Source organism: Prochlorococcus sp. MIT 1304 (assembly GCF_047305015.1).
Classification (GTDB): Bacteria; Cyanobacteriota; Cyanobacteriia; order PCC-6307; family Cyanobiaceae; genus Prochlorococcus_A; species Prochlorococcus_A marinus_E.
Genome location: NZ_CP138974.1, coordinates 542115 through 566984 on the forward strand (window position 1 = coordinate 542115; position 24870 = coordinate 566984).

The following is a 24870-nucleotide window of genomic DNA, read 5'->3' on the forward strand; positions in this document are numbered from 1 at the left end:
GAATAATTACTAAAAAAGTATAAGTTTTATGATTGAAAATTTGAATTCAAATAATATTGAAAATGATGAATGTAATCTGAATACTAAAGATAGTGATTACGAAGATTTAATTACTAAACTTAAGGAGATAAAATCAACCATTGCTTTACTGGAAAAAACAATTTTTAAATAATTTTTATATTTTTGATAAAAACAAGTCCTAATAAAAAACTTATTTCATTAAAAAGACAACCTTTAGTCTTACTTATTTTTTCTTCTATTTCATTTTTATTGATTCTATTTAGGTTAATTTTTTTACAACTTTTAAGTTATGAATCTTTTAAGGAGATGTCTGATGAGAATAGGATTAGACTTATTGCTTCACAGCCAATACGCGGAAGGATATTAGATAAAAATGGTTATGTTTTAGCAGATAGTAGAGTTAAATATTCTTTGATAATAAAGCCTCAATCTGTTATTAAAAGTAATTGGGAAAAACATAAATCAAGCCTTTCTAATTTGTTAAATATTGATAGTAATGAAATTCAAAAAATATATTCTGATGGTCTAAAAAATCAAAAACTTTCAGCAACTATTCTTGATGATTTAAATGTAGATCAATTAATAAAATTCAAGGAAAATCAGGATAATTTAATTAGTTTTGAAATAGCTTCAAAATTAATTAGAAATTATCCTTATAAATCCCTTGCTGCTCATGTAATTGGTTATACTCAGCCAATCACTGAATCAGAATATAAATTCTTATCTAAAAAGGGTTATAAATTAAATGACTTAATCGGTAGAACTGGAATTGAATATGTTTACGAAGATTTTATAAGAGGTGAATGGGGAGGAGAAATGGTTGAAGTAAATTCATTAGGAAAATTTCAAAGATCATTGGGTATTAGACCTCCAGTACAAGGTAATGATATTCAACTAACAATCGACCTTAATTTGCAATTAGTTGCTGAGGAAGTTCTTAAAGATAAAAAAGCTGGAGCCGTAATAGTAATGGATCCAAGAGATGGAGCAATAAGAGCAATGACAAGTAAACCTACATTTGATTTAAATTTTTTCTCAAAGGATTTTAAGCCTGAGAAAGAATATAATAAACTTTTTAATTCTCCAGAAAAACCTTTATTTAATAGAGCATTAAATGCCTACGATCCAGGAAGCGTTTGGAAAATTGTAACGGCTTTAGCTGGCTTGGAGAGTGGAAAATTCCCTAGAGAAACCATGTTAGATACGAAAGCATGTATAACTTATGGGAGCCAATGTTTTAGAGAGCATAATGATTTAGGCTTTGGTTTAATAGGTTATGAAGATGCTTTAAGAGTTTCAAGTAATACATTTTTTTATCAGGTAGGTTATGGAGTAGGAGTTGATGAAATTCATAAGATCGCACGAAAGCTTGGTTTTAATTCTTTATCCGGAATTGAAATTTCTGAACAAGAAAATATAGGATTAGTAGCTAGTAGTGAATGGGCTAAAGAAGGGAGAGGATGGGGGCAACCAGGAAGAACCCCTTGGGTTCCAGAAGATATTGCGAGTATGTCTATTGGACAATTTGTTGTACAAGTTACTCCTATTCAGATAGCGAGAGCATATGCTGCAATTGCAAATGGAGGTTATTTAGTTACTCCCTATTTAGTTAAAAAAGATGATGTAAATCTATCAGATAAAAAACTTACTAAAATCGATATTGATTCAAATAATATTCAGTTGATAAAAAGTGGTCTTAGGAAAGTAGTAGAGTCCGGCACAGGAGTATCAATTAATTATGGAGTTTCAAATTTGCCTCCAGTTTCAGGCAAAACTGGAACTGCTGAAGATGGTGAGGGTGGATTAGATCACGCTTGGTTTGTTTGCTTTACGCCCTCTGAAAAAAGCGAATTACTTGTAGTTGCTTTTGCTCAAAATACTCCTGGTGGAGGATCTGTTCATGCACTGCCTATGGCTAGAGAAATTTTGAAAGTTTGGAATGAAAAAGAATGAAATTTTATTAGGTTTTAAATATTTATGTTTTTAATTTTTTCATTTGTAAAAGTCTTTGAATAATATCTTCAATAGTTTTTGTATCTATAGGTTTACTATATGAAGACAAAAGTTGTCTCCCTAATACTTGACTTCCTAAATGCACTAATTGAATGCGTAATGAGGTCAGCAGTTCCAACCCTATGCCACCAGAAAATGTTGCAATTGCGATCGGTTGACCATTAAATAAATTCCTAAAGTCATCTCCCGAAATAGAAAGCCATGCTATGAAGTTGGATAAAATGGGAGGTATAGACCCATTATATTCAGGCGCACAAATCACCCATCTTTCAATTTTGAAAAGCTTTTTCTTTAAATCTTTTATTTCATTCGGAATATTTTCTTTGCTGTGAATTCTTGGATTAAATAATGGAATATCAAGAGTTGTAAGATCTAAAATTTCAGAACTTAGTTTAAGTTCATTACTTTTTTCAAGAAATTTTTTTGAAAGTTCTAGATTTTTACCACAACTAGCCGTTATGATTATTAGATCTTTTGTTTCAGTCATAAATTAGATAAATAAATTTAATAGTTAGCACCTGTTTTACGGTGATGAACTGCTGTTAGACAATCGGATTTTAGTATATTACCGTGTAGTACTTCAGCGTATATTACCCAATGATCTCCACATTCCATTCGTTCTTTTACAGCCGCTTCTAACCATGCTAGAGAGTTAGGAATTATTATCTGTTCATTTGGGGTTAATTCAATATTTATACCTTCAAATCTATCTTCACCAGGTGAAAAAGGTTTTGTGAATCTTTTCAAAGGTTCTTTAAAATCTTTTTCACTTAAAATATTCAATGCGAATGAATCTCCTATTTGTAGAAGAGACTCTACCGATCTATCTTTTGCTACTGCAATACTTAACCCCGGAGGCGAAAAACTTGCTTGACTAACCCAAGATGCAAGCATAGCTCCTTTAATATTATTCTCATCTTTGCCTTTGGAGGCTGTTAGGACACAAAGCGAACCAATTACTCTTCCAAGAGCTTGCAACTTTGGATCTGTTTTACTTGTAATCATTCCAGTATCTGATTTTCTAGGTTTTTTCTTAGCTTTCTTTATAATTTTTCTCCCAAAGTGAGTTCCTATTTCTTCTAGCTCCTTAATTTTTGGTTTATTTGGACTGAATTTAATTCTTATAGGATCAAAACTAAACTGAAAACCGCCGTCTTTCAATTTTGATTCAAGTAAATCTATCGCCTCGCCGCTCCACCCAAAACTACCAAAAATCCCAACTGGCTTATCTCTATTACCCTCTGCTAACAATGTTCCTAGTGCACTTACTATAGGAGTTGGGGCGTGTCCACCAAGAGTGGGAGATCCTATTAAATATCCATCAGCATTGTGGATGGATTTTATAAGTACATCATTTGATGTAAATTCACAATTAATACTTTCTACTTCAACAGAAGTTCTATTTATCCCTTTGGCCAATGCATCTCCAATTGAGGCTGTATTTCCATATGCACTTGCATAAATAAGAGCGATCTTAGGATTATTTGTGGAGAGATTCTCTCCCCATCGAATATAGTCATTGAAAAAGCTTTTTAAGCTATATTCGATAGCTGGCCCATGTAATGGTGCAATAGTTTTAATGTCATAGTCTGCAATTTTTTCAGTTATTGATACAACTTGATTAGACATTGGTGCCATCAAACAATCATAAAAGTGTTTTCTATCAATTTCTGTACTAATTCGATTCGTCTCAGACCAATATTCAGATGCAATGTGTGCAGAGAAAATTTTTTCACTTAGAAGTATTTCTTGATTACGTTCATAAATGATTAGACCTCCAGGCCAACGCGCAGTTGGAATAGGAATTAACTCTAATGAAATATTACTTAATTCTAAATTAAGTTCCTTTTTGACTATGTTTATTTTGGGTAATTGAATTTCAAAAAATTCTTCTAAGTTAGGATTTCTTTGATTCCAAAGTTCACTAATAAGTTTGAAGCCAGGATTTGAGCAAGTTATAGTTAAGTCTTGAAATCGCTTACTAACGTTTTTTATGGTTTCTATGATTTGAGGATTGATATGTCCAGATATGAAGTTAATTTTTTTTAATTTATATTGATTAAAAAAGTTAGATATTATCTCAATAAATGAATTTAAATATTGCTTTTCAGGTGGATGAATAATAAGAAGTTCTTCATTATTTCTTATGAAAAAAGTGTTAAAAGAGGTTCCTTTTTCGAGATTAAACTCAAGTTCAAATCTTTCTTTTTGACGATCTAGAAATCTGATGCAAGTAAAATTATCAGCAATTTCAAATTTTGATAAGTTTTGATTTTCTGAAAGTAAGCTTATATTAATCTCGGACATTTTAAATATTTATTTTCTAATAGTGATTAGCAACTTTTCTGTGATGAACTGCTGTCTTGCATGATAAGTCAGAGACATTACCATTTTCAACAATTCCGTAAATTATCCAATGGTCTGGAGTTTCCAGTCTGGAACTAACTTTACAATCTAAAAAAGCGAGTGAATCTGAGAGGACTGGTCCTCCATCTGCGATGTTGCTAATTATATCTACATCTGCAAATCTATCAGCTCCAGGAGCAAATCTTTTTAAAAAATGTCTGAACATTTTTTGATAATTATCTTCTCTCAAGACATTCACAACAAAACCTTTGCCAACTTGCATATATGATTCAATAGCTCTATCTTTTGCTACTGCAACTGTAATGCCTGGTGGAGAAAAACTTGCTTGACTAACCCAACTTGCTACCATCGCACTTTGTCTAAATGTCGAACCTTCTCCCTGGCTTGCTGTAACTACATATAATCCTCCACTTAACCTACCTAAAGCTTTATCTAAATTTGAATCAAGGCTCTTCATAGAGGCAATATTTTTCTTTTTATTGATCAATTGTCCTAAGTCAGTTCCAGCTTCTTCGAATTGTTGATAAACAATGGGATCTGGAATGTTTTTTACTCTTAAAGGAGAGAAAGCTTCTTTTTGACCAAGTTCTCTTAATTTATTTGCTAAGGAATCTATTGGTTCATCATTTCCACCAAATGCATCATAGACAGCTGTAAATTGTTTTGATTTTAGTGCTGCAAATAAAGTACCAAGAGATTCTTTTAATTCATTATCTGAATCTACTGGCCATGTGGGGATGACTACTGCTTTTGACTCTGAAATTAAACTTGTTAATTCTTGGGGGTCAGAAGATCTTAAATCAATTAATTGAACCTGTGCATCTGCTTTACTTATTCCATGAGATATCGCTTGACTTAGTCGATCACAATAACCATAGTCGCTGATATAGCAAACTGATACAAAATCATTACCTTTGCTTTTATTGCTACTCCATTCTTGATATTTCCCTTTCCAAAAATTAACTTGATTATGAAGCAAAGGCCCATGACCTACAGCTATTGTTTTTAATTCAGGTAGTTTATCTATTCTTTTAATTGCTTGGAGAACGCTTCTAGCGTTTGGACCCATTAGGCAATCGTAATAAAAACGAAAATCATCATATATTTCTTTTTGATCAGTGTCATAAAATTCATCAGAACAATAATGGAGTCCAAATGCATCGCATGTGTAGAGAACATGAGTGCTGTGGTCATATGAAAAAATTGTATCGGGCCAATGTAAATTTGGTGCGCTTATAAATTCAATATTATGTTCTAAGCCACTATTAGGATTAGTTCCAAGATTTAAAAACTCTCCACTTTTAACTTCTAGTCGCTTAAAGGGAACATGTATTTGGTCTTCAATAAACTTAAGGGCTAATTTTGATCCTACTACTGTGATATTTTTGTTTAATTGTAAAAGATTACCTATTAAACCAGAATGATCAGGTTCTGTATGGCTTGTAATTAGATAATCCACTTCTTGTGGATTTACCTCTTTAAGTAATTCTTCAAACCATAATTCTTCGAATTTTGCGTGACTAGTATCAATTATTGCTAGTTTTTCGCCTTTAATAATAAAACTATTGTAGGTAGTGCCATTTCTTAAGCCAAATTCAATATCAAATCTACTGCGATCCCAATCCAGTGATCTTATGGCACAAGAATCATCAGCAAAGTTTTGAGATTGAACTGTCAACTTGTTATTTATTTGTGCCAATTTGGAATTACTTGTCTGGGCAGAGGCTAGCATAGGACAAATCGCGATATAGAATAACTTTAGTTATGTAGAATATAAATCCGCGTGATTATTTTTGCGAAATAACCGAAATTACGCTTTTCTTTAATTTTTAATCTTCTCATTCTGGATAAATGACATCTCAACTAATTAAAAAAATAGTTACTGGAGATGAGATAAGAAATGCATTTTTAAAATTTTACAGTGAAAAATTACATAAAATCATTCCAAGTGCATCTTTGATTCCAGATGACCCTACGGTTATGCTCACAATTGCTGGAATGCTACCTTTTAAACCAGTTTTTTTAGGTTTAAAAGAAAGACCATCAAAAAGGGCTACATCTAGCCAAAAGTGCATTAGAACTAATGATATAGAAAATGTTGGAGTTACAGCTAGACATCACACCTTTTTTGAAATGCTTGGTAATTTCTCTTTTGGAGATTATTTTAAACGAGAGGCTATTCAATGGGCTTGGGAATTAGTTACTAATATTTATCAACTTTCTGTTGAAAATATAATTGTGAGTGTTTTTCACGAAGACGAAGAGTCTGCAAAAATTTGGATAGATGAAATTGGTATTCATCCAGATAGGATCGTGAAACTAGGAGAGGAAGATAATTTTTGGTCATCTGGCAAAACAGGCCCATGTGGACCTTGTTCAGAACTTTATTATGATTTTCATCCTGAAAAGGGTCTGCAGAATATTGATTTAGAAGATGGAGATCGTTTTATTGAATTTTATAATCTTGTTTTTATGCAATATAATCGTGATCAAAATGGAAAATTGACAGATTTAAAATTTAAAAATATTGATACAGGAATGGGTCTTGAAAGGATGGCTCAAATACTACAAAAAAAACAAAATAATTATGAAACAGATTTAATTTTTCCAATTATTCAAAAAATTTGTGAGATTGCAAATATTGATTATTTTTCTTCAGATGATAAAAACAAAATTTCTTTAAAAATTATTGGTGATCATACAAGAGCTGTTATTCATTTAATTTCTGATGGGGTAGCAGCAAGTAATCTTGGCAGAGGATATATATTAAGAAGGCTTATTAGAAGAATGGTCAGACATGGGAGATTATTAGGAATAACAAATGAATTTTTACCCCATATTGCTTCTGTCGGAATCAATTTAATGCAAAATAATTATCCTGATTTAAAAAATAATAATGATTTAATTCTGAATGAGATAAAAATTGAAGAAATAAGATTTAGGGAAACTCTCGAAAGAGGAGAGAAATTGCTAGATGAGTTAATTTCTTCAGGGCAGAAATTAATTTCTGGTTTTAAAGCTTTTGAACTTTATGATACTTATGGATTTCCTCTAGAACTTACTGTAGAAATTGCTGAAGAAAATAGTATCAGTGTAGATGTAAAGGGTTTTGAAGAAGAAATGAATGCGCAAAAAGAGAGAGCTAAAGCTGCTTCAAGTAATATTGATTTGACATTAGAGGGATCATTAGAGCGAGAAATAGATCTTTTTAACAAAACTGTTTTTAATGGTTATAATTCACTCCTTTCGGAAGCTGAAATAAAGGGTATATTCTTAGATTCAACATTAGTTAAGCAAGCAAGTGAAGGTCAGAAAGTTTTAATTGTTCTTGATCAGACAACTTTTTACGGAGAATCAGGCGGGCAAGTTGGTGATATTGGGACGATATTTTCAAAAGATGTAGAGGTCTTGGTTGATAATGTTATGCGAAAGAAAAATGTTTTTTTACATCATGGAACGATCAAAAAAGGAATATTAACTATTGGACAAAAAGTTAAGACTAATGTTAGCTCTTCTAATAGAGCTAAGGCTGCTGCAAATCATACAGCTACTCATTTATTACAATCTGCACTTAAATTAATTGTTAATGAAAGTGTTGGACAAAAAGGTTCATTAGTAGCCTTTAATAAATTACGATTTGACTTTAATTCCTCTAATCCTATTTCAAAAGATCAAATTTCTAAGATTGAGACTTTAGTTAACTCTTGGATTATGGAAAATCATGCCCTAGAAATAAAAAATATGTCTAAGAGTGAGGCTCTTGAAAAGGGCGCAGTCGCCATGTTTGGAGAAAAATACGATGATGAAGTGCGCGTTGTTAATGTACCAGGAGTTTCAATGGAACTTTGTGGTGGCACACATGTTAAAACTACATCCGAATTAGGTTCTTTCAAAATAATTAGTGAGGAAGGAATCTCAGCCGGAGTAAGAAGGATCGAAGCATTATCAGGTCAATCAGCATTAGACTATTTCAGCGATAGAAATGCTTTAGTAAATCAACTAAGTGATTTGTTAAAAGCAAATCCTAATCAACTTTTTGAAAGGGTTAATAATTTGCAATCAGAACTTATTAATAAAAATAAAGAGATACAAAAAATGAAAGATGAAATTGCATATTTTAAATACTCATCTATAAAATCATCCGCAGAAATAGTAAATTCTTTTTCAATTTTGGTAAATCAGATAGATGGCTTAGATGGGAATTCTTTGCAATCTGCAGCACTTAATTTAACTTCTCATTTGGGAAATAAAGCAATAGTGATTCTTGGGGGAATACCAAATCCAGAAAATAGAAAGTTGTTATTTGTAGTTTCTTTAGGTGATGATGCAGTAAAAATAGGCTTGCATGCAGGGAAATTAATTAATGAGATTGCAAGAATTTGTTCGGGAGGAGGAGGAGGAAAGCCTAACTTTGCTCAAGCAGGAGCTAAAGATATTGATAAGTTAAGTGATGCTATAGATTATGCTAAAAATTATTTGCAAAAAACATTAGATAGTCATTCTGATAAATAACTACTTTTTCTGAGACTAATTTCGATTTGATCCATTAATTTTCTTGCTTCTTCAATAGTTAATTTTTTTTGATCAATTGCTGATTCAGTATTAATTCTTATAGATTCAACCAAAGAAGCTGAACTGTAATCTAATAATTGCAAAATTTCTGATTTACTGTCCTCTTTAATAATATTTTTGACCTTATATGAATCATCTTGATTTATGTCTATATGAACAACGTTTGTACTGCCAAATAAATTGTGCAAGTTTCCTAATGCTTCTTGATAAGCTCCAGTCATAAAAATTCCAATTAGATAATCTTTATCTTTCTCTGGCTCATGTAAATTTAGTAATGATTTAATTTTTCCATCATCAATAAAATTATTTAGTTTCCCATCTGAATCACAAGTTAAATCTGCAAAGTTGCCTTTGCAGAAAGGCTCTTCTAAGTGCCTATGTATTGGTACTATTGGAAAAATCTGATTTATTGCCCAGCTATCGGGAATAGATTTAAAGATAGATAAATTTGCATAATAAGTTGATGCAAGAGTTTCTGTAATTTCAGATAAATCAGGGTGATTGATTTCATCATTATTCAGGTTATTAGAAATTTCTTTTGCGCAAGCCCAAGCAAGTTCCTCGGCATAAGCTCTTTCTGCTAAACTTAAAAATCCTAATCTAAAAGCGACTAAGCAATCTTCTTTAAACTTTTTTGCATCATTCCATAGTTCAATTATTTGAGATAAATTTATTTTTTTATTTTTAAGTTTTTTTAATTCATAGTAAGTTTCAAGTAAATTTGAAATTATTAATTGTTGATTTTTTTTATCAAAAATTTGTAGTTTGGAACTAACATGGCTTGTTCCTAAGACATTAAAAATTAATACTGAACAATGACTAATGATTGCTCTTCCACTTTCTGAGATTATTGTTGGATGCTTGATATTATTTAATTCACATGAATCTTTAATAGTTGCAATAACATCGTTAGCATAATTTTGAAGAGAATAATTAGTAGAGGTGTTGGAGGAGGTTTTAGTTCCATCAAAATCTATTCCTAATCCTCCTCCAACGTCGATATATTGCATTGGGGCTCCTAGTTTGCATAGTTCAACATATATTTGACTCGCTTCTTGTAAAGCGTCTTTGATCACAGCAATATCACTTATTTGACTGCCTATATGAAAATGGAGCAATTTCATTTCGTTGATAAGATTTGCTTCTTTCAATTCTTTTATTGTCAACATAATTTCTGGGATTGATAATCCAAATTTGGAATTATCTCCAATAGATTTACCCCACCTACCACTACTTTTACTTGATAACTTTGCTCTAATTCCTATCAATGGAGTCGCGTTAAGTTCTTGAACTGCTTGAATAATTCTTTTTACCTCATCTCGTTGTTCAATAACTATTATTGGATTTTTGCCGAGTTTTCTGGCCAAAGTAGCAATCTCAATATATTTTTTATCTTTATATCCGTTGCATATTAATAATGAATTATGGTTTTCAAGAAGTGCAAGGCCAATTAATAGTTCTGATTTACTTCCTACTTCTAAACCAAAATTCCATTGGCTACCAAAATCTATTATCTTTTCTAGGACATTTTTCTGTTGATTACATTTGACAGGAAAAACGCCTTGATAAATGTTCTTATATTTATAGGTTTTGATCGCTTTAAAAAAAGAGTCATGTAGTGCATTTATGCGATCTTTCAAGATATCATTAAATCTTATGATTAATGGAGGATTTATTTCTCTACTCTTAAGTTCTTTGACAAGCTTAAAAAGATCAATCTTATTTTCAGATTTTATATCTTTAGTTACTGATATATTGCCTTTGGAATTTATAGAAAAATATTTATCTCCCCATTTGTCTATGTTATAAGTCGAAATACTATCTTCAATAGTCCAAACATTCTTTAGTTTTTTCGGCTCAAAATTGGTCAATTTATGTCTTAGTGATTAATAAATGTTTTTGAAAATAACTTAAAACAATATCTCTTATTTTAATGATTACTTGCCAAGTTACCACCCAAAAGTTGAATATACATAGAGTGATTATTAACTAAATGACCAAAGAGAGAACCTTTATTGCAATTAAACCAGATGGAGTTCAAAGAGGATATGTTTCTGAGATTATTGGCAGATTTGAAAAAAAAGGATTTAAATTGGTTGGTTTAAAGCAATTAATACCTTCAAAAGAACTTGCTCAAAATCATTATGGAGTACATAGAGAAAGACCCTTTTTTGGGGATTTAGTAGACTTTATTTCAAGTGGGCCTGTTGTAGCAATGGTGTGGGAAGGCGAAGGAGTTATTTTGAGTGCTAGAAAATTAATAGGTTCAACAAAACCTCTGGAAGCAGAGCCTGGAACAATTAGAGGTGATTTAGCTATTGATATTGGAAGGAATATTATTCATGGTTCTGATGGAGAAGATACAGCAAAATTTGAAATTGATCTATGGTTTAACGAAGAGGAATTATGTGAGTGGGAAACTTCTGATTTGAAATGGCGATCTGAAAATTAAAATTTAAATCTCAAATCTATCTATACTAAATTTTTCTAAAAAGCTTTTTTCAATTTTTTTTAGATTTTTATTTTGAATTATTTTCAAAAGAAGATCACTTGTTATTGCAGAAAATAAAACTCCATTTCTGTAATGTCCTGTAGCTATAAAAAGATTTTTAATTTTTGATTTTCCAATTATTGGTTTTAGATCTGGTGTGCAAGGTCTAAATCCCCACCAATGCTCCATTTGCGGCCAATTTATAGCTTCTGGCAATAAGGAGCGAATGCCTTCTTGCAGTTGTTTTATTCCATTAGGAGTATTACCCTGATTAAATTTTGAATCTTTTTCAACTGTCGCTCCAACTATAATGAGTCCATCATCACGGGGAACTAGATAAGTTTTTGGACCAAAAATAACTCTCTTTAAAAAATTTGTTGGACCTTGTATTGATAGCATTTGTCCCTTTACAGGAAAGACTGGAATCTTATTAAAAATTTTTTTACTCCAAGCACCGCTACATATAATTGCTTTTTCGCAGTTAATTTTTTTTATTTCCCCAGTGGCACATACAACTGTTGCACCTGTAATTTTGTTTTTTTCGAATGTCAAATTCTCTACTTCTGATCCCTCTTGAAATTCGACTCCATGCAAGGAGCATGCTCTCTCAAGAGCACGCATCAGTTGTCTTCGGTTATCTATTTGACCATCTTGTTCAAAAAGTAAACCATGTTTCCAAATTGAATTCATTCCATTAATTTCTGTTTGAAGATCTTTGTGATTTAAATATTTTCCATATTCATAAGTGGGAAACTCTTCAAGATCTTCTTTGTTTTTAAAAGGAACTACTATGCCACATTTTTTTAAACCGCATTTAATATTACTATCTTGTTCAATATTTTTTATCCATTTTGGAATTAGATTTTGACTTTCTTGGCCAAATTTTAGTAATTCATCTTCGAGCCCTTCGGCATGAGTAGCTAACATTCCTGCAGCAACAAATCCAGCTGATTCATTTCTGTTTTTGCTTAAAACTAAAACTTTGAAGTTATTTCTAGAAAATTCATAAGCAAGAGATAAACCTAAAAGTCCACCGCCAATGATTAGTATTGAATTTTTGGTTTCTTGTGCCATTTAAAAATTAATATTTTTATTTGTGTTTTGGTCCTCTTTTCATTTATATCCAATAATATTAATAAAGAGACTTTTGATAATGAACAATTTGGAATCTTGGGAAGCTGTGATTGGTTTGGAAACTCATGTACAGCTTAATACTAAAAGTAAAATATTCACATCTGCGTCAACAGCTTTTGGTGATGCACCTAATACGCATATAGATCCTGTAGTTTGTGGGTTACCAGGAACACTTCCAGTTTTGAATGAGACTGTTCTTGAGTATGCTGTAAAAACTTCGTTAGCATTAAATTTAAACGTTGCTGAATATTGTAAATTTGATAGAAAACAATATTTTTATCCTGATCTACCTAAAAATTATCAAATTTCACAATTTGATGAGCCACTAGCTGAAAATGGCTGGTTAGAGGTTGAAATAATTGAAAAGGACAAAGAACCTTATATCAAAAAAATTGGTATAGAAAGGTTACATATGGAAGAAGACGCCGGAAAACTAGTTCATTCAGGAAGTGATAGATTAGCTGGCTCTAAGTATTCTTTAGTAGATTACAATCGTGCCGGAATAGCACTTTGTGAGATTGTAAGTAAACCGGATATTAGATCAGGTAAAGAGGCATCTGAATATGCTTCAGAGATCAGAAGAACAGTTAGATATCTAGGAGTATCAGACGGAAATATGCAAGAGGGTTCATTACGCTGTGATGTCAATATTTCAGTTAGAAAAGGACCTAATGCTCCTTTCGGCACCAAAGTGGAAATAAAAAATATGAATTCATTTTCTGCAATTCAAAAGGCTTGTGATTATGAAATAGCTAGACAAATAGAAGTTTATGAAAATGGAGGAAAAATTTTCCAAGAAACAAGGTTATGGGACGAATCTAAGCAATTAACGAAAAGTATGAGATTAAAAGAAGGTAGCAGTGATTATAGATATTTTCCTGATCCTGACTTAGGTCCAATTGAAATAACAAAAGCCCAACAAGAAATATGGTTTAAAGAACTACCAGAATTACCTTCAAAGAAAAGAAATAAATATGTAAGTCAATTTGGGTTGTCTGCATATGATGCAAGGGTAATTTCTGATGAAATAAGTATGGCAAATTTTTTTGAAGAAACAGTAGCAAATGGCGCTGAGGCCAAACTAGCTTCAAATTGGGTAACAAGTGATATTGTGGGCTATTTAAAATCAAACAAACTAAGTTTTAGTGAATTAAAGCTTAGTCCTGAAAATCTTGCTGAAATGATTAGCATGATTTCAAAAAATATAATTAGTGGAAAAATTGCAAAAGAAATTTTACCTGAACTTATTCAAAAAAATATTTCTCCGAAAAAATTAGTTGAAGAAAAAGGGTTGGCAATGATATCTGATTCTTCAAGTATATTACCAATAATTGATGAACTTTTAAATGAACATCCAAATGAAGTTCAAGCATTTAAAAATGGCAAAACTAAGTTACTTGGTTTTTTTGTTGGTCAACTTATGAAAAGAACAAAAGGTAAAGCTGACCCTAAACTTGCAAATAAACTTCTTATGGAAAAATTAAATAATTAAAGTTTAAAGAAGCTCCTTTATCGTATTGACCCATTTATTTTGATCATCCGAATTATCTAAAATAATATCTGAAAATTTTCTTTTTTCTTCAAAACTTAATTGAAAATTTATCAATTCATATGCTTCTTTTTCACTAATTTTATCTCTTGTGATGAGTCTGTTTTTTTGTAGTTCTTTAGAACATTTAACTAACCATATTTCAGTGCAAATATCTTCAAATTTTGCTTCAAACAATAATGGAATAACCAATACTATAGTTTGATTATTTCTGTATTGACTGCATTCTTCTATCATTCTTTCTTTAATCAAGGGGTGAAGTAGTTTTTCAATCCATTCCTTGCTTGCTGAGTGTTTAAAAATAATGTTCCTTAAAAGTTTTCTGTTTATTTCTCTTTCTGAATTGCTCTTATTATCAATAATTTTATTTCCAAAATAATCTAAAATTTTCTTATATCCATATGTGTTTGGTTTAATTAATTCTCTTGAAAAATGATCTGCATCTAATATTGGTATGTTTTTATGTTTTTTAATGTAATTGGTTATGGTTGTCTTTCCACTTGCAATACCTCCTGTTAAACCAATCCTTCTTTGGTTGTTTTTTGATTTTTGAAGAATATCCATATAATTAATAATAATCTAATTACTTAGTTTCTTTAGTATTAAAGAGTAGTTAGTATGAATTAAAATACCAAAAAATTTGAGCCAGTTAGATTCCAATTGGTCGTTTGTTGATGACAATAAGGTAACACCCAAGGGGTTTCTTTTTGCTGGGATATCTGCTGGTTTAAAAGCTTCTAAGAAAAAAGATTTAGCACTAATATTCGCTCCAGAAGGAAGTGTTTTTACTGGGATGTTTACTCAATCAATAGTTCGCGCCTCTTGTGTGGATATTTGTGAGGAAAGGATTAAAACAACTTCAGGTTTTGTAAGAGCAATACTAATTAATTCTGGTCAAGCAAATGCATGTACAGGAAATCTTGGCATTCAACATTTTCAAATTGCTACAGGAAAGATTGCGGAACTTTTAGGAATAAAAGAAGAAGAAGTTTTAATGTGCTCCACTGGTGTAATTGGTGTTCCAATACAAATAAATGATTTAGTAAAAAATTTACCAAATTTAGTTAGTGATTTAAAGGGTAATAATATTCAAAATGCAGCAGAAGCAATTTTAACTACTGATTTGACTTTGAAAAAAGTGTCAATAGAGACGATTATTCAAGGTAGAAAAATAAAAATCTCAGGATTTGCAAAAGGTTCAGGAATGATTTACCCAAACATGGCTACAATGCTTGCTTTTCTAACCTGTGATGCGGGTATTAAAAAAGAAGAATGGGACAAAATGATTGCTATTGCAGTTAAAAAATCTTTTAATGCAATATCAGTTGATGGAGAGACAAGCACAAATGATTCTTTTATTGGAATAAATGCAGGAGAGAAAATTGAAAAAAGGTTTTTTCCAATTATCCAACAAGGGATTGATATTGTATGTCAGAATTTGGCAAAAAATATTGCAAGGGACGGAGAGGGAGCAAATTGTTTATTAGAAGTTTTGGTTCAAGGAGCAAAAAATATAGATGATGCAATTAAGCTCGCGAAATCTATTTGTAATTCTGCCTTGGTAAAAACTGCGATACATGGTTGTGATCCGAATTGGGGACGAATCATTTCTGCTGCAGGTAATTCTGGAGTTAAATTCAATTTAAATCACGTTGACTTGTATATAGGAAACGCTCAGATTTTGGAAAACGGCAAGTTAAATAAATATGATCCACAAAAAGTCACAGACTATATTAAGTCCAGAATGAACGGTAGATATTTAGTAGATGATATTGTAAAAATTATGATAAATCTAAAGTCTGGCGAATATAAAGGCACAGCTTGGGGATGCGATCTTTCTAAAAAGTATGTTGAAATAAATAGCGAATATACTACTTGATCCCAGATCCATTCTGGCGCAACGAAAGTGGGGGTTTAAAATTCCTTATAACATAAATATAACACTTGATTTCCACATAAGAAATAATATTTGCATTAGTCATATTGGGGATTTTGCTTCTTTCCAAGTCTATTCAGATATTGTCTCAATGATATAGAGACGTATTTTGTAATCCAGAAACGGAATATAGATGTATAAAAAATCATTACTTGTACGCACAAAAATGTACGTTCTGGAAAAGTACAATTATCATTTGAATCGCAATATATGAGGTTTAATAATCTTTCTACAAAAATTAATAATAGAGTTAAAGTGGTTGTATATTAATAATCTTGAAATTTGCTCCACTCACTGTCGAGTTTATTTAGTAAATCTAATTTTTCTTTTGAGAGTTTTCCGTTTTTATAAGCAATTTTTTGATATTGAATCCAACCTCTGACTTGTTCATTTTTTTGTTTAGCATTCTTAAGACTACCAAATTTTTCTATATATTTTTCAGTGTTTTTTAGTTTATTTAACCAAATATCTTCTTTTGACCAAGTGAAGTTTGCTTCTTCTAACAAATTTAATCTCCATTGAGTAATTCCTCCTTTCTTCTTATTTCGTTTTATTTGAGTACTTCTCCACTCACTTAAAATCTTATCCGTAGAATCCGTTGGTTCTTTCTTATTTTTGCGTTTGAAATCTAAATACTTTTTATAAACTTGAAGCCATTCTTCATCTTTTTTTCGTTTGGTATCAAAAACAAAGTCTAAGTCTTTTAATTGTTGAATTTTTTCTTTAGTTAATCTTTTATTTTCAAACCTTTTTCTGATTGTGCCAAACCACTTATATAACTGATAATATTTTGAACCTTTACCGTAACTAGGAATATTTTGAGTCCCCCCATATATTTTTCTTAATTCCTTGAATTCGTCAATTCTTTTATTCCATGTTTTATCTGATGCATCCCAAGAGAATCCAATTTGATCCAGAAGATCTATTTTTTCCTTAGCGAGTTTATTTTTTTTATATAACCTTCTCTGAATCTCCACCCATCTTCCAATATCTGGTTCATTTCTATGAACTAATGTATTACCGTGTTTTTCTTTAAATTCAAGAAGTTTTCCATATATTTCATACCATGATTCTGATGTATTTTTGACCAAAAGTACATTGATCGAATCTACAAACTCTTTACTTAAATTAGCAACTGGCAAATCAAAATGAACCTTTTGAATCCCCTTATAACCCTCTCTTCTTACTCTTCTTTTACCGAATGAAATTCTTAGATTATCAATACTTTCTTTAAGAACATCATCATGACACTTTAGTGCTCGTATCACTCGCCATACATCACTAAATCTTCCTGCTAAAACTTCATTATCTACATTATTTAAATCTTTGAGATAGACAGGAATCAATATAGTTCCTTTTTTATTATTACCTTTTCTTAAAACTCTGCCGACTGCTTGAACAATATCAATCTCACTACTTTTTGGATCTACAAAAGTAATGCCATCTAATGATGGAACATCAACTCCTTCAGATAAACATCTTGCATTTCCAAGTATTTTAATTTCACCATTTTCTAAATTTTCAAGGTCTTGAATTTTGGAGTTACGATCCTCCGTACTCATTTTACCTTCAACATAATCGCAACTAATTTTACCTATTGGTTTATCTTTCTCAGGGATTAAATTAATAACTTTTTTAAATGTATCTTTAAATAATTTTGCTCCTGAAATACGAGTATGGAAATTAATAATTCTACTCAAATTATTTTGTTTGATTCCTTTTGCAAGAGCAATTTGTAGAGCAAGAGTTTCTGCATCTAATATATTTTCTTCTGAGGTTTTAATAAAATCCCTATTTTTAATTTGTTCTGTAACCATTTGATCATCTACTCCAACAACAATTAATTCATAATCAGAGAGAATTTTTTGTTCGATGGCATCTGAAAACTTAAAAGTATGAATTACTTCTCCAAATAATTTTTCGTCATCCATAGATGCGACTTCTATTTCACTTTTTGTTGCTTGTTTTTTAATTTGATTAGTTAAAACTTTTGGAGTTGCTGTAAAGAATAACCTCTTCGAGGTTCTAATTTTTGCTTCGTCTAATACGGCACTAAATTCACTTGATACTTTACCTGCGCATTTGTGTGCTTCATCAGCAAAGACCATATCAAAATTAGGAATATTGATGTTTTTTTGCGCTTCAACTACTAACAGTGATGATTGATAAGTAGAAAATAAAACTTTGGATTTTTCCTTAAGGAGGAAATTTTGAATTTCTTCGACGTTACTTGTTACAGGTATCCCTAATTCAGAGGGATCATTTATCCACTCATCTTCTCCATTATTTTTCTTATGAACTGTGTGATCAGAGCAAACACATAACCAATCAAAATTGAATTTGGCATTATTTCTCCATGATGATAAAGTTTGACTCAGGAGATTTAAAGAGGGAAGTAAGACTAAAGTTTGTTTCAATTTTAACTCTTCCTTAATCCACAAAGAAGTTAATGTTTTTCCTGTTCCGCATGCCATTATTATCTGGCCTCTACTAATGTTGTCGATTTTATTTAAAACATCATTTATTGCTTTTCTTTGATGAAGTTTTGGCGTAAAAGGATCTTTCTTTTTCCCAGAAGATAAATTTTTAATAGAAGATGGGAATTTAATATTTGCTTTTCGAAAATCTTTTAATAGAAATTTGATAACTTTATTTTCTTTTAGTGTTATTTCTGCATTTGATCCAATACGATTGGTGCTTGCAATTAAAAGTCTCCTGTGAAATTTTGTAGTTGGAGAAGCAGATATAAAACTATCAATTGATTCTTTTGTAATTGATGTTTGAGGTGAATAACCTTTTGATTGAACTGCCCATTTATTACCTTCTTTATCTTTAAAAATTAAATCTACACCTAGATCTTTTTTATCTGTTTTAAGAAATTGATCAACAATAGAACTCCAAATAGGATCATTGAGTAGAAACCATTTGACAAATATTTGTTCAAAAGGGCGACCTTTCTCTGTTTTATTGTGTTTTATATTGCCTTCTTCATCTAAATCTAAAGATGAAAAGAATTCATCAAAGGTTGCCATCTTGCGGGATCAAAAGACAAAGCACATCGGATTAGTAATAATCATAAGAGTTAATTTGTCCCTAAAGTTATTTGCTTTATAACCGTTTATTTTTGCTTGTTCGTAATAATTACATGCTTCTTTGATTTCACCATCAAAGTATTTTCTTCTTGCATTGGCCATAAAAACTTTTGTATTTACTTTCTTTTGAAATTCTTCAGAAATATTTGGTAAACAGTACTTTTGCACCCATGAAGTTGCTTTTTCATTATTATTTTCGCTTGCTTTTTGCCAATCAAAGCATGCTCCTTGAATATCTCCAATATTTGATTTAAGGATCCCTCTTGAAGCATATGCATTTTTCAACTCAATATTCTTATTAATTGCTTTTGAATAATCTCTTATTGAACTAAATTTGTGCCCAAGTTTGGCATTCACAATTGCACGATTATATAAAGCAACGCCAATATTAGGATCAATTTCTAATACTCTGTTGAGGTCATCCCAAGCGCCTGCAATATCTTGAATCTTGTTTCTTGAATATGCTCTGCTAAAAAAAGCGTAAAAATTATTTGGATTTAGTCTGATTGCTTCAGTAAAGTATTCAATTGCTAATTGATGATTATCAAAGTCACTTTGTATATAACCATCTAATAGGAGTTCTCTTGATCTTTCTAAATCCAGGACATTCTTACCATTTAATGCAAATATTTCATAAGGTACCGAAAGTAAAAATATTAAGGAAGATAGAAGAAAAATTGGTCTAATTTTTTTCATGAATTCTTATTTTTTTAGTAGATCGATTATTTATTATTAGATCGATTAATCTTTGGGATTCAAGTTTAACCTCAGGGAAAATAGTCTTTTTAAATAATTTATGCATTTTTTCGGATAAATATCCAAAAGCGATCACTACATGATCTGTATTGTGCTTTTGAATGATTTGTCTGGATATTTTCATACCATGTTTGCTTAAATACTTCTTTATAAAATAAAAATTATTTTCAGAATCAAATTTAAGAAGCATTAGTTCCTTAAACATTTCTTCTTTGTTTAGTTTGGAAATTTTAAGTTCGAATTTTTTTAATTCAAGTTCTATTTCAGTTGGCATTGCAGTTTTTCGATCCATAATATAAAAATTGACTTGTTTAGATTTAACCGATTTAACAACTTTTTTCTTCGTATCCAGGCATATCAAAATATTTACTGTTCTAAAAAATTAATTTTATTACTTTTAAAAAATAAATATTGAATATTTTTTAATGTTGGTTCATCCTTTACAAAGAAAAGAATTTGAGACCTGGATCGGTAATTCTTCTATCAAAGAACCTGAAAGAAAAAACTTTTTTAATTGGATAGTAAATAGTCCAGTACAGATTTATATTCCAAGAATACCTCCAGTAGGATGCTCTATATCAGCAGGTTGGTGTATAGGTGATTACAACGGATATGTCTTTGACATAACCGTTTCTATCGATCATTTTGATTGGATGAGTTATATCAACAAAGAGTACAAATATATTTCTATTGATTCAGAGGTAATCAATTACTTAAATTGGATTGGAGATATTCCAACTAGTCGTTTTTCTATAGATCAGCGAACTGGATATTTTGATAAAAAAGCACATAAAAAAATAAGTGTTTATTTAATTAAAGAGGATGAAAAATTTTACGAGATAGAGGCAGAAAAAAAAGCAAGTTAACTAATTGATGTTATTTATTAATTAAGCAAGCCTATTCATAATGAAAAAGTATTTAATCTCTGGCTTAGTTGATACTTATAGAATCAAATTAAATTTATTTGCTCTATCTCCAAATAGTGCAATAAGTATTTTTAAACAAAAGTATCCAAGTGCTGAAGATGTTTATGTAATACAAGATTTATTTAAGAGAAAATAATATTTAAATTAATTCCCTTGTAGCACTTTTATAACACTAGTTCAGTGATACCAATTGGTTTGACCCTGTGAAAAAAGGTTTGTAACACCTATATAACACTAATTTTGTGGGTAAGAACTCAGTGATACCAATGGATTTGGGATTATATATGTATCAATAGTGAATATACTACTTAAGTTTTAGTAAATCTAATGGTAGATATTCATTCATATAAAGAAACAGTATTGTTAAAGTTCCAATTACAGAGCCTATAAAACCTCCAAAAAAATTAACTAATAATCCAGATTGTTTAATTACTGCTTCTTCTTTTTTTTCATCTTCAAAATTAGGAGAATCAACTACTTTTAAGCGCTGATTAGTTTTTGGTTGTGTAAGTTGTTGGTGTCGGATGAGGGCTTCGAAATCAGGCATGGAATTTGTGAGGCAATTGAACAATAAGCAGACCAGCCCGTCATTCGACGTGGATCTGATCTGCCTAAATCGTCTACAGCTTCAAATACAGCATTGCCCGAGGCTTCTGCTTTATCAAATGCTGAAAGTAAAGGTATAAATGTATCAAAAACATACAAACCAAAATTTTCTAGAGCTGCTTTGGCTTGTTGAGCTGCTTTTTGCTGTCTAAAGTCAACTTTTACTATTACTACTGCATGATTAACTTTTAAGTTGCTTAATAAATTAGCTAGTTCAACAGTTAATTCTACTGATCTTGCTTTTGCAGTTGTAGGTAAGATAACTAAATCTGAACCATACGCTAAGTGTTTAAGTTCCTCTTGATCACTGCTAGCCTGGCCATCAGTTATTACAATTTCTGATGATCTTGATGCTTTAGCAGCTGAACTGACGGGGAAAACTGGGAATTCAAGATTGCCTCTTGATGCGTATGCCAAAGCAGATCTATTCTTGTCGGCATCGACTATGCAAACTTTTTTACCTTCAGAATGCCAAACACTAGCAAGGTGAATACTTGTGCAGGTCTTGGCTACACCCCCTTTTTGTCCGCAAACGGTAATGAACAATTTTTTATTTTTATTTCTCTTACTTTGGAGAATAATTTCTTAATGTCAAGAGAAATTGATTTTTAATGCTTTAAAACTTATTTTTTGAAATATTTTAAAGAAGCTAATATTTTAGATAACCTTATAAAGTTCCTTAATTAAATTGTCTAGTGAAGAAAAGAATTGGATTAGGTACTTGGTCGTGGGGGAATAAGCTTTTTTGGAATTACCAATCTACAAATGACGATGATTTACGTGAGACATATAATGAAGCGTTACAAAGAGGTTTCGATCTAATAGATACTGCAGATTCTTACGGTACTGGGAATCTTCAGGGTAGAAGTGAATTGTTGATAGGCAAATTTTTACTAAATACTCCTTCAGAAAAGAAAAAAAGAATTCAAATAGCAACCAAACTTGCACCTTATCCCTGGAGAATAGGTAACAGAGGTTTTAATAAACCTTTTTTGAAGAGTTTAGAGAGACTTAATAACAAATTAGATATAGTGCAATTACATTGGTCAACTGCAAAATATAATCCTTGGCAGGAATTAGGACTGTTGAATAATCTTTGTGATTTAAAAGATGAAGGCTTTGATTTTCAAATCGGTTTATCAAACATAGGCCCAAAAAGATTGGCGAAATTAATTAATTTCTTAGCAACAAGAAATCAGAGCCTAAAAAGTGTTCAGATACAATTTTCTTTGCTTGCTCCCGATTTAGGAAAAAAATATCAGGTAAAAAAAATTTGTGAAGAAAATAATATTGATTTCTTTGCTTATAGTCCTTTGTCTTTTGGGATACTTTGTATTGATCCAGACAAAGAAGACAATAAAGAAAAAAGTTTTATTCGTAATGCGTTATTTAAAAACTATAAAAAACCAACATATGAATTACGGAGGTGCCTAAAAAGAATTGCTGATCAAAGGTCAGTTTCCCAAGCACAAGTAGCAATTAATTGGTGTTGTTATCAAGGAACTATCCCACTCGTTGGAATGAGAAAAAAATCTCAAGTTGTAGATATATCGAATGTATTTAATTGGAATTTAGATAAAAATGAATTTAAAGTACTCCAAGAAGTTTCACAAAAATGTTTAAAAAAAATGCCGAAAAATCCTTTTTCGAGTAATTAATCAAATTTTTAGCTAGATATTTTTTTATTTTTTTTTATTTGACAACCACTATTCCATAGTTCATTGGGAAATTTTTCACCAGTGAATCTAATAACTTTTGGTTTGAGATTTATTATCAAGTCATTTAGTTTTTTATTAGATCCCATTTTGCAAGATTGGATTTTTTAATAAGATAAATTAATTTAAAATTTATCTTCTCAGTATTTATACTTATAGAATTGAAAAAATTCTTTTTAATACAAGCAAGTGCAGCAATATTTACACAATAATAAATTATCTACTACAACTTCTTTATTGAAAAAAGTGGAGTCCTTCCAGACTCCTCGTATCATTTGGTTGATAAGGCTGATATAACCCCATCTCCTTTAGGATCAAGCAGCAACTGGTGCTGTTTGACGGGAGAAACTAACGATTTTGTTAGCATTTGTGTTTTTGCTCTAACCGAGCCGGCTTCAGTCACCTTCCTTATGCCCCGTCGAAACCATTACAACCCCAAATAGTGGAGTTGAGCGGAATCGAACCGCTGTCCGAAACATCGGTTGAGATCACCTAGTCCAATTGGACATTTATATTCTGACAGGCAAAATGGTTATTGAATAGTTTTTTTATTAAGTTTTATAGTATATGAATGTAGTGGCATCAGCTCCGGAGGGACTAGAGAAAACTTTAGCTGAAGAAATTTTAAATTTAGGCGGCTCTAATATTAATACTTACAAAAGATTTATTAATTTTGAATGTGATTTTGAAACTTTTTATAGAGTTCATTTTTATTCCAGATTAGCTTTTCGTTTTTATAGAGAAATTGCAAGTTTTAATTGCTATGACAAGCAATCTTTATATGAAGGGGTTAGAGATTCATTTGATTGGTTAAATTGGTTGCACTTTGATAAAACGTTTAATGTTCAAGTGACTGGGAGAACATCTTCTTTAAGTCATACTCATTTCACTGCTCTTGAAGTAAAAAATTCTATAACTGATTTGCAAGAGGCAGTTTGGAACAAAAGATCAAATATTTCTCTAGATAATCCTGATTTTATAATTCATCTGCATTTAAATAATAATAAAGCAATTCTCAGTCTTCAAAGCAGCGTAGAAAGCTTACACAAAAGAGGCTATAGACCCGCAATTGGAAATGCTCCATTAAAAGAAAATTTAGCTTCTGGATTGATAAATATGACTCAATGGAATGGTAAAGTTCCCTTAATAGATTTAATGTGTGGCTCAGGAACTTTTTTAATTGAGGCAGTCAACCAATTCCTTGGAGTTCCCATAAATATTGATCAAGTATATCTTTTTGAGAATTGGTTGGACTTTAGGAAAGATATTTATCTTAATGAAAAAAATAAGGCAAAAAATAAAATTATAAATTATGAAAAATTACCAACAATAATAGGGTGCGAAATTAATAAAAAAGTTTTTCAGCAGGCGAATGTAAACATATCATTAGCTGGACTCCAAAATTATATTGAGCTTATAAATAATAATTTTTTAGCACTGCAATTAAATTGCACACCTGGGATAATCATATGTAATCCTCCATACGGCAAAAAATTAGGCGATGAAAATGAATTAATTTGTTTATATGAACAAATGGGAATCTTCCTAAAGAATAATTTTTCAGGTTGGGAATTTTGGTTGCTTAGTGGAAATCCAAAACTAACAAAATATTTGAAAATGAAATCCTCATTGAAAATTCCTGTTAGTAATGGAGGGATAGATTGTAGATGGATAAAGTATTTAGTTAGGTAA

At 30.9% G+C, this 24870-nt stretch carries 20 protein-coding genes; 10 read left to right on the plus strand and 10 right to left on the minus strand.

Annotated features, from left to right (window positions below):
* Positions 1-40: 40 nt before the first annotated feature.
* Together SIB45_RS02955 and mrdA are read left to right on the plus strand one after the other, a co-directional pair.
* Positions 41-172, plus strand: a complete 132-nt coding sequence (locus SIB45_RS02955) for a hypothetical protein (protein WP_413682141.1) — start codon at positions 41-43, stop codon at positions 170-172.
* 11 nt (positions 173-183) lie between these two features.
* Positions 184-1974 carry a penicillin-binding protein 2 gene (gene mrdA, locus SIB45_RS02960; protein WP_071813370.1) on the plus strand — a complete coding sequence of 597 codons (1791 nt, stop codon included), beginning with the start codon at positions 184-186 and terminating at the stop codon, positions 1972-1974.
* 22 nt (positions 1975-1996) lie between these two features.
* Here mrdA and SIB45_RS02965 read toward each other — a convergent pair whose 3' ends face one another.
* The 3 genes from SIB45_RS02965 to SIB45_RS02975 are packed head-to-tail and all read right to left on the minus strand — an operon-like array spanning position 1997 to position 6133.
* Positions 1997-2521: an NAD(P)H-dependent oxidoreductase gene (locus SIB45_RS02965; RefSeq protein WP_011862072.1), complete on the minus strand. Its 525-nt coding sequence runs from the start codon at positions 2519-2521 to the stop codon at positions 1997-1999.
* 17 nt (positions 2522-2538) lie between these two features.
* Positions 2539-4341 carry a diflavin flavoprotein gene (locus SIB45_RS02970; RefSeq protein WP_011862073.1) on the minus strand — a complete coding sequence of 601 codons (1803 nt, stop codon included), beginning with the start codon at positions 4339-4341 and terminating at the stop codon, positions 2539-2541.
* 16 nt (positions 4342-4357) lie between these two features.
* On the minus strand, positions 4358-6133 hold the full coding sequence (locus SIB45_RS02975) for a diflavin flavoprotein (protein WP_011862074.1): 1776 nt from the start codon (positions 6131-6133) through the stop codon (positions 4358-4360).
* A gap of 119 nt (positions 6134-6252) precedes the next feature.
* On the opposite strand from SIB45_RS02975, the gene alaS reads away from it, so the two are divergent.
* Positions 6253-8913: an alanine--tRNA ligase gene (alaS, locus tag SIB45_RS02980; protein ID WP_011862075.1), complete on the plus strand. Its 2661-nt coding sequence runs from the start codon at positions 6253-6255 to the stop codon at positions 8911-8913.
* Here the strand turns inward: alaS and speA are convergent.
* Positions 8898-10844: a biosynthetic arginine decarboxylase gene (gene speA / locus SIB45_RS02985; RefSeq protein ID WP_011862076.1), complete on the minus strand. Its 1947-nt coding sequence runs from the start codon at positions 10842-10844 to the stop codon at positions 8898-8900. The genes alaS and speA overlap by 16 nt on opposite strands.
* Positions 10845-10966: 122 nt before the next feature.
* On the opposite strand from speA, the gene ndk reads away from it, so the two are divergent.
* A complete protein-coding gene (ndk, locus tag SIB45_RS02990; protein ID WP_011862077.1) occupies positions 10967-11425 on the plus strand; it encodes a nucleoside-diphosphate kinase in 459 nt (152 codons plus the stop codon).
* A gap of 3 nt (positions 11426-11428) precedes the next feature.
* Here ndk and thiO read toward each other — a convergent pair whose 3' ends face one another.
* Complete coding sequence (gene thiO / locus SIB45_RS02995) at positions 11429-12538, minus strand: glycine oxidase ThiO (RefSeq protein WP_011862078.1); 1110 nt, start codon at positions 12536-12538, stop codon at positions 11429-11431.
* A 79-nt stretch (positions 12539-12617) separates the two neighbouring features.
* Between thiO and gatB the strand changes: the two genes are divergently transcribed.
* Entirely contained in the window at positions 12618-14090 is a 1473-nt protein-coding gene (gatB, locus tag SIB45_RS03000) for an Asp-tRNA(Asn)/Glu-tRNA(Gln) amidotransferase subunit GatB (RefSeq protein ID WP_041484739.1), read from the plus strand.
* A gap of 3 nt (positions 14091-14093) precedes the next feature.
* Here the strand turns inward: gatB and coaE are convergent, their stop codons facing one another.
* On the minus strand, positions 14094-14711 hold the full coding sequence (gene coaE / locus SIB45_RS03005; RefSeq protein ID WP_011862080.1) for a dephospho-CoA kinase: 618 nt from the start codon (positions 14709-14711) through the stop codon (positions 14094-14096).
* A gap of 76 nt (positions 14712-14787) precedes the next feature.
* Between coaE and argJ the strand changes: the two genes are divergently transcribed.
* On the plus strand, positions 14788-16026 hold the full coding sequence (gene argJ / locus SIB45_RS03010; RefSeq protein ID WP_011862081.1) for a bifunctional glutamate N-acetyltransferase/amino-acid acetyltransferase ArgJ: 1239 nt from the start codon (positions 14788-14790) through the stop codon (positions 16024-16026).
* 323 nt (positions 16027-16349) lie between these two features.
* On the opposite strand, the gene SIB45_RS03015 is transcribed toward argJ, so the two are convergent.
* From SIB45_RS03015 to SIB45_RS03025, 3 genes are read right to left on the minus strand one after another with little or no spacing between them, the layout of a single operon-like run.
* A complete protein-coding gene (locus tag SIB45_RS03015) occupies positions 16350-19115 on the minus strand; it encodes a DEAD/DEAH box helicase (RefSeq protein ID WP_011862082.1) in 2766 nt (921 codons plus the stop codon).
* A gap of 9 nt (positions 19116-19124) precedes the next feature.
* Positions 19125-19871, minus strand: coding sequence for a tetratricopeptide repeat protein (locus SIB45_RS03020; RefSeq protein WP_011862083.1), 747 nt, complete (start codon positions 19869-19871; stop codon positions 19125-19127).
* Positions 19858-20223 carry a hypothetical protein gene (locus tag SIB45_RS03025; RefSeq protein WP_144038808.1) on the minus strand — a complete coding sequence of 122 codons (366 nt, stop codon included), beginning with the start codon at positions 20221-20223 and terminating at the stop codon, positions 19858-19860. Before SIB45_RS03025 ends, SIB45_RS03020 begins: the two co-directional genes overlap by 14 nt.
* Before the next feature lie 133 nt (positions 20224-20356).
* On the opposite strand from SIB45_RS03025, the gene SIB45_RS03030 reads away from it, so the two are divergent.
* Positions 20357-20797 (plus strand): hypothetical protein, encoded by a 441-nt coding sequence (locus tag SIB45_RS03030; RefSeq protein WP_011862085.1) that lies wholly within the window; start codon positions 20357-20359, stop codon positions 20795-20797.
* A gap of 40 nt (positions 20798-20837) precedes the next feature.
* Complete coding sequence (locus SIB45_RS03035) at positions 20838-20993, plus strand: hypothetical protein (protein WP_011862086.1); 156 nt, start codon at positions 20838-20840, stop codon at positions 20991-20993.
* A 344-nt stretch (positions 20994-21337) separates the two neighbouring features.
* On the opposite strand, the gene SIB45_RS03040 is transcribed toward SIB45_RS03035, so the two are convergent.
* Positions 21338-22009 carry an AAA family ATPase gene (locus SIB45_RS03040; RefSeq protein ID WP_011862087.1) on the minus strand — a complete coding sequence of 224 codons (672 nt, stop codon included), beginning with the start codon at positions 22007-22009 and terminating at the stop codon, positions 21338-21340.
* A gap of 149 nt (positions 22010-22158) precedes the next feature.
* On the opposite strand from SIB45_RS03040, the gene SIB45_RS03045 reads away from it, so the two are divergent.
* Positions 22159-23121 (plus strand): aldo/keto reductase, encoded by a 963-nt coding sequence (locus SIB45_RS03045; RefSeq protein ID WP_011862088.1) that lies wholly within the window; start codon positions 22159-22161, stop codon positions 23119-23121.
* A 624-nt stretch (positions 23122-23745) separates the two neighbouring features.
* Positions 23746-24870 carry a THUMP domain-containing class I SAM-dependent RNA methyltransferase gene (locus SIB45_RS03050; protein WP_011862090.1) on the plus strand — a complete coding sequence of 375 codons (1125 nt, stop codon included), beginning with the start codon at positions 23746-23748 and terminating at the stop codon, positions 24868-24870.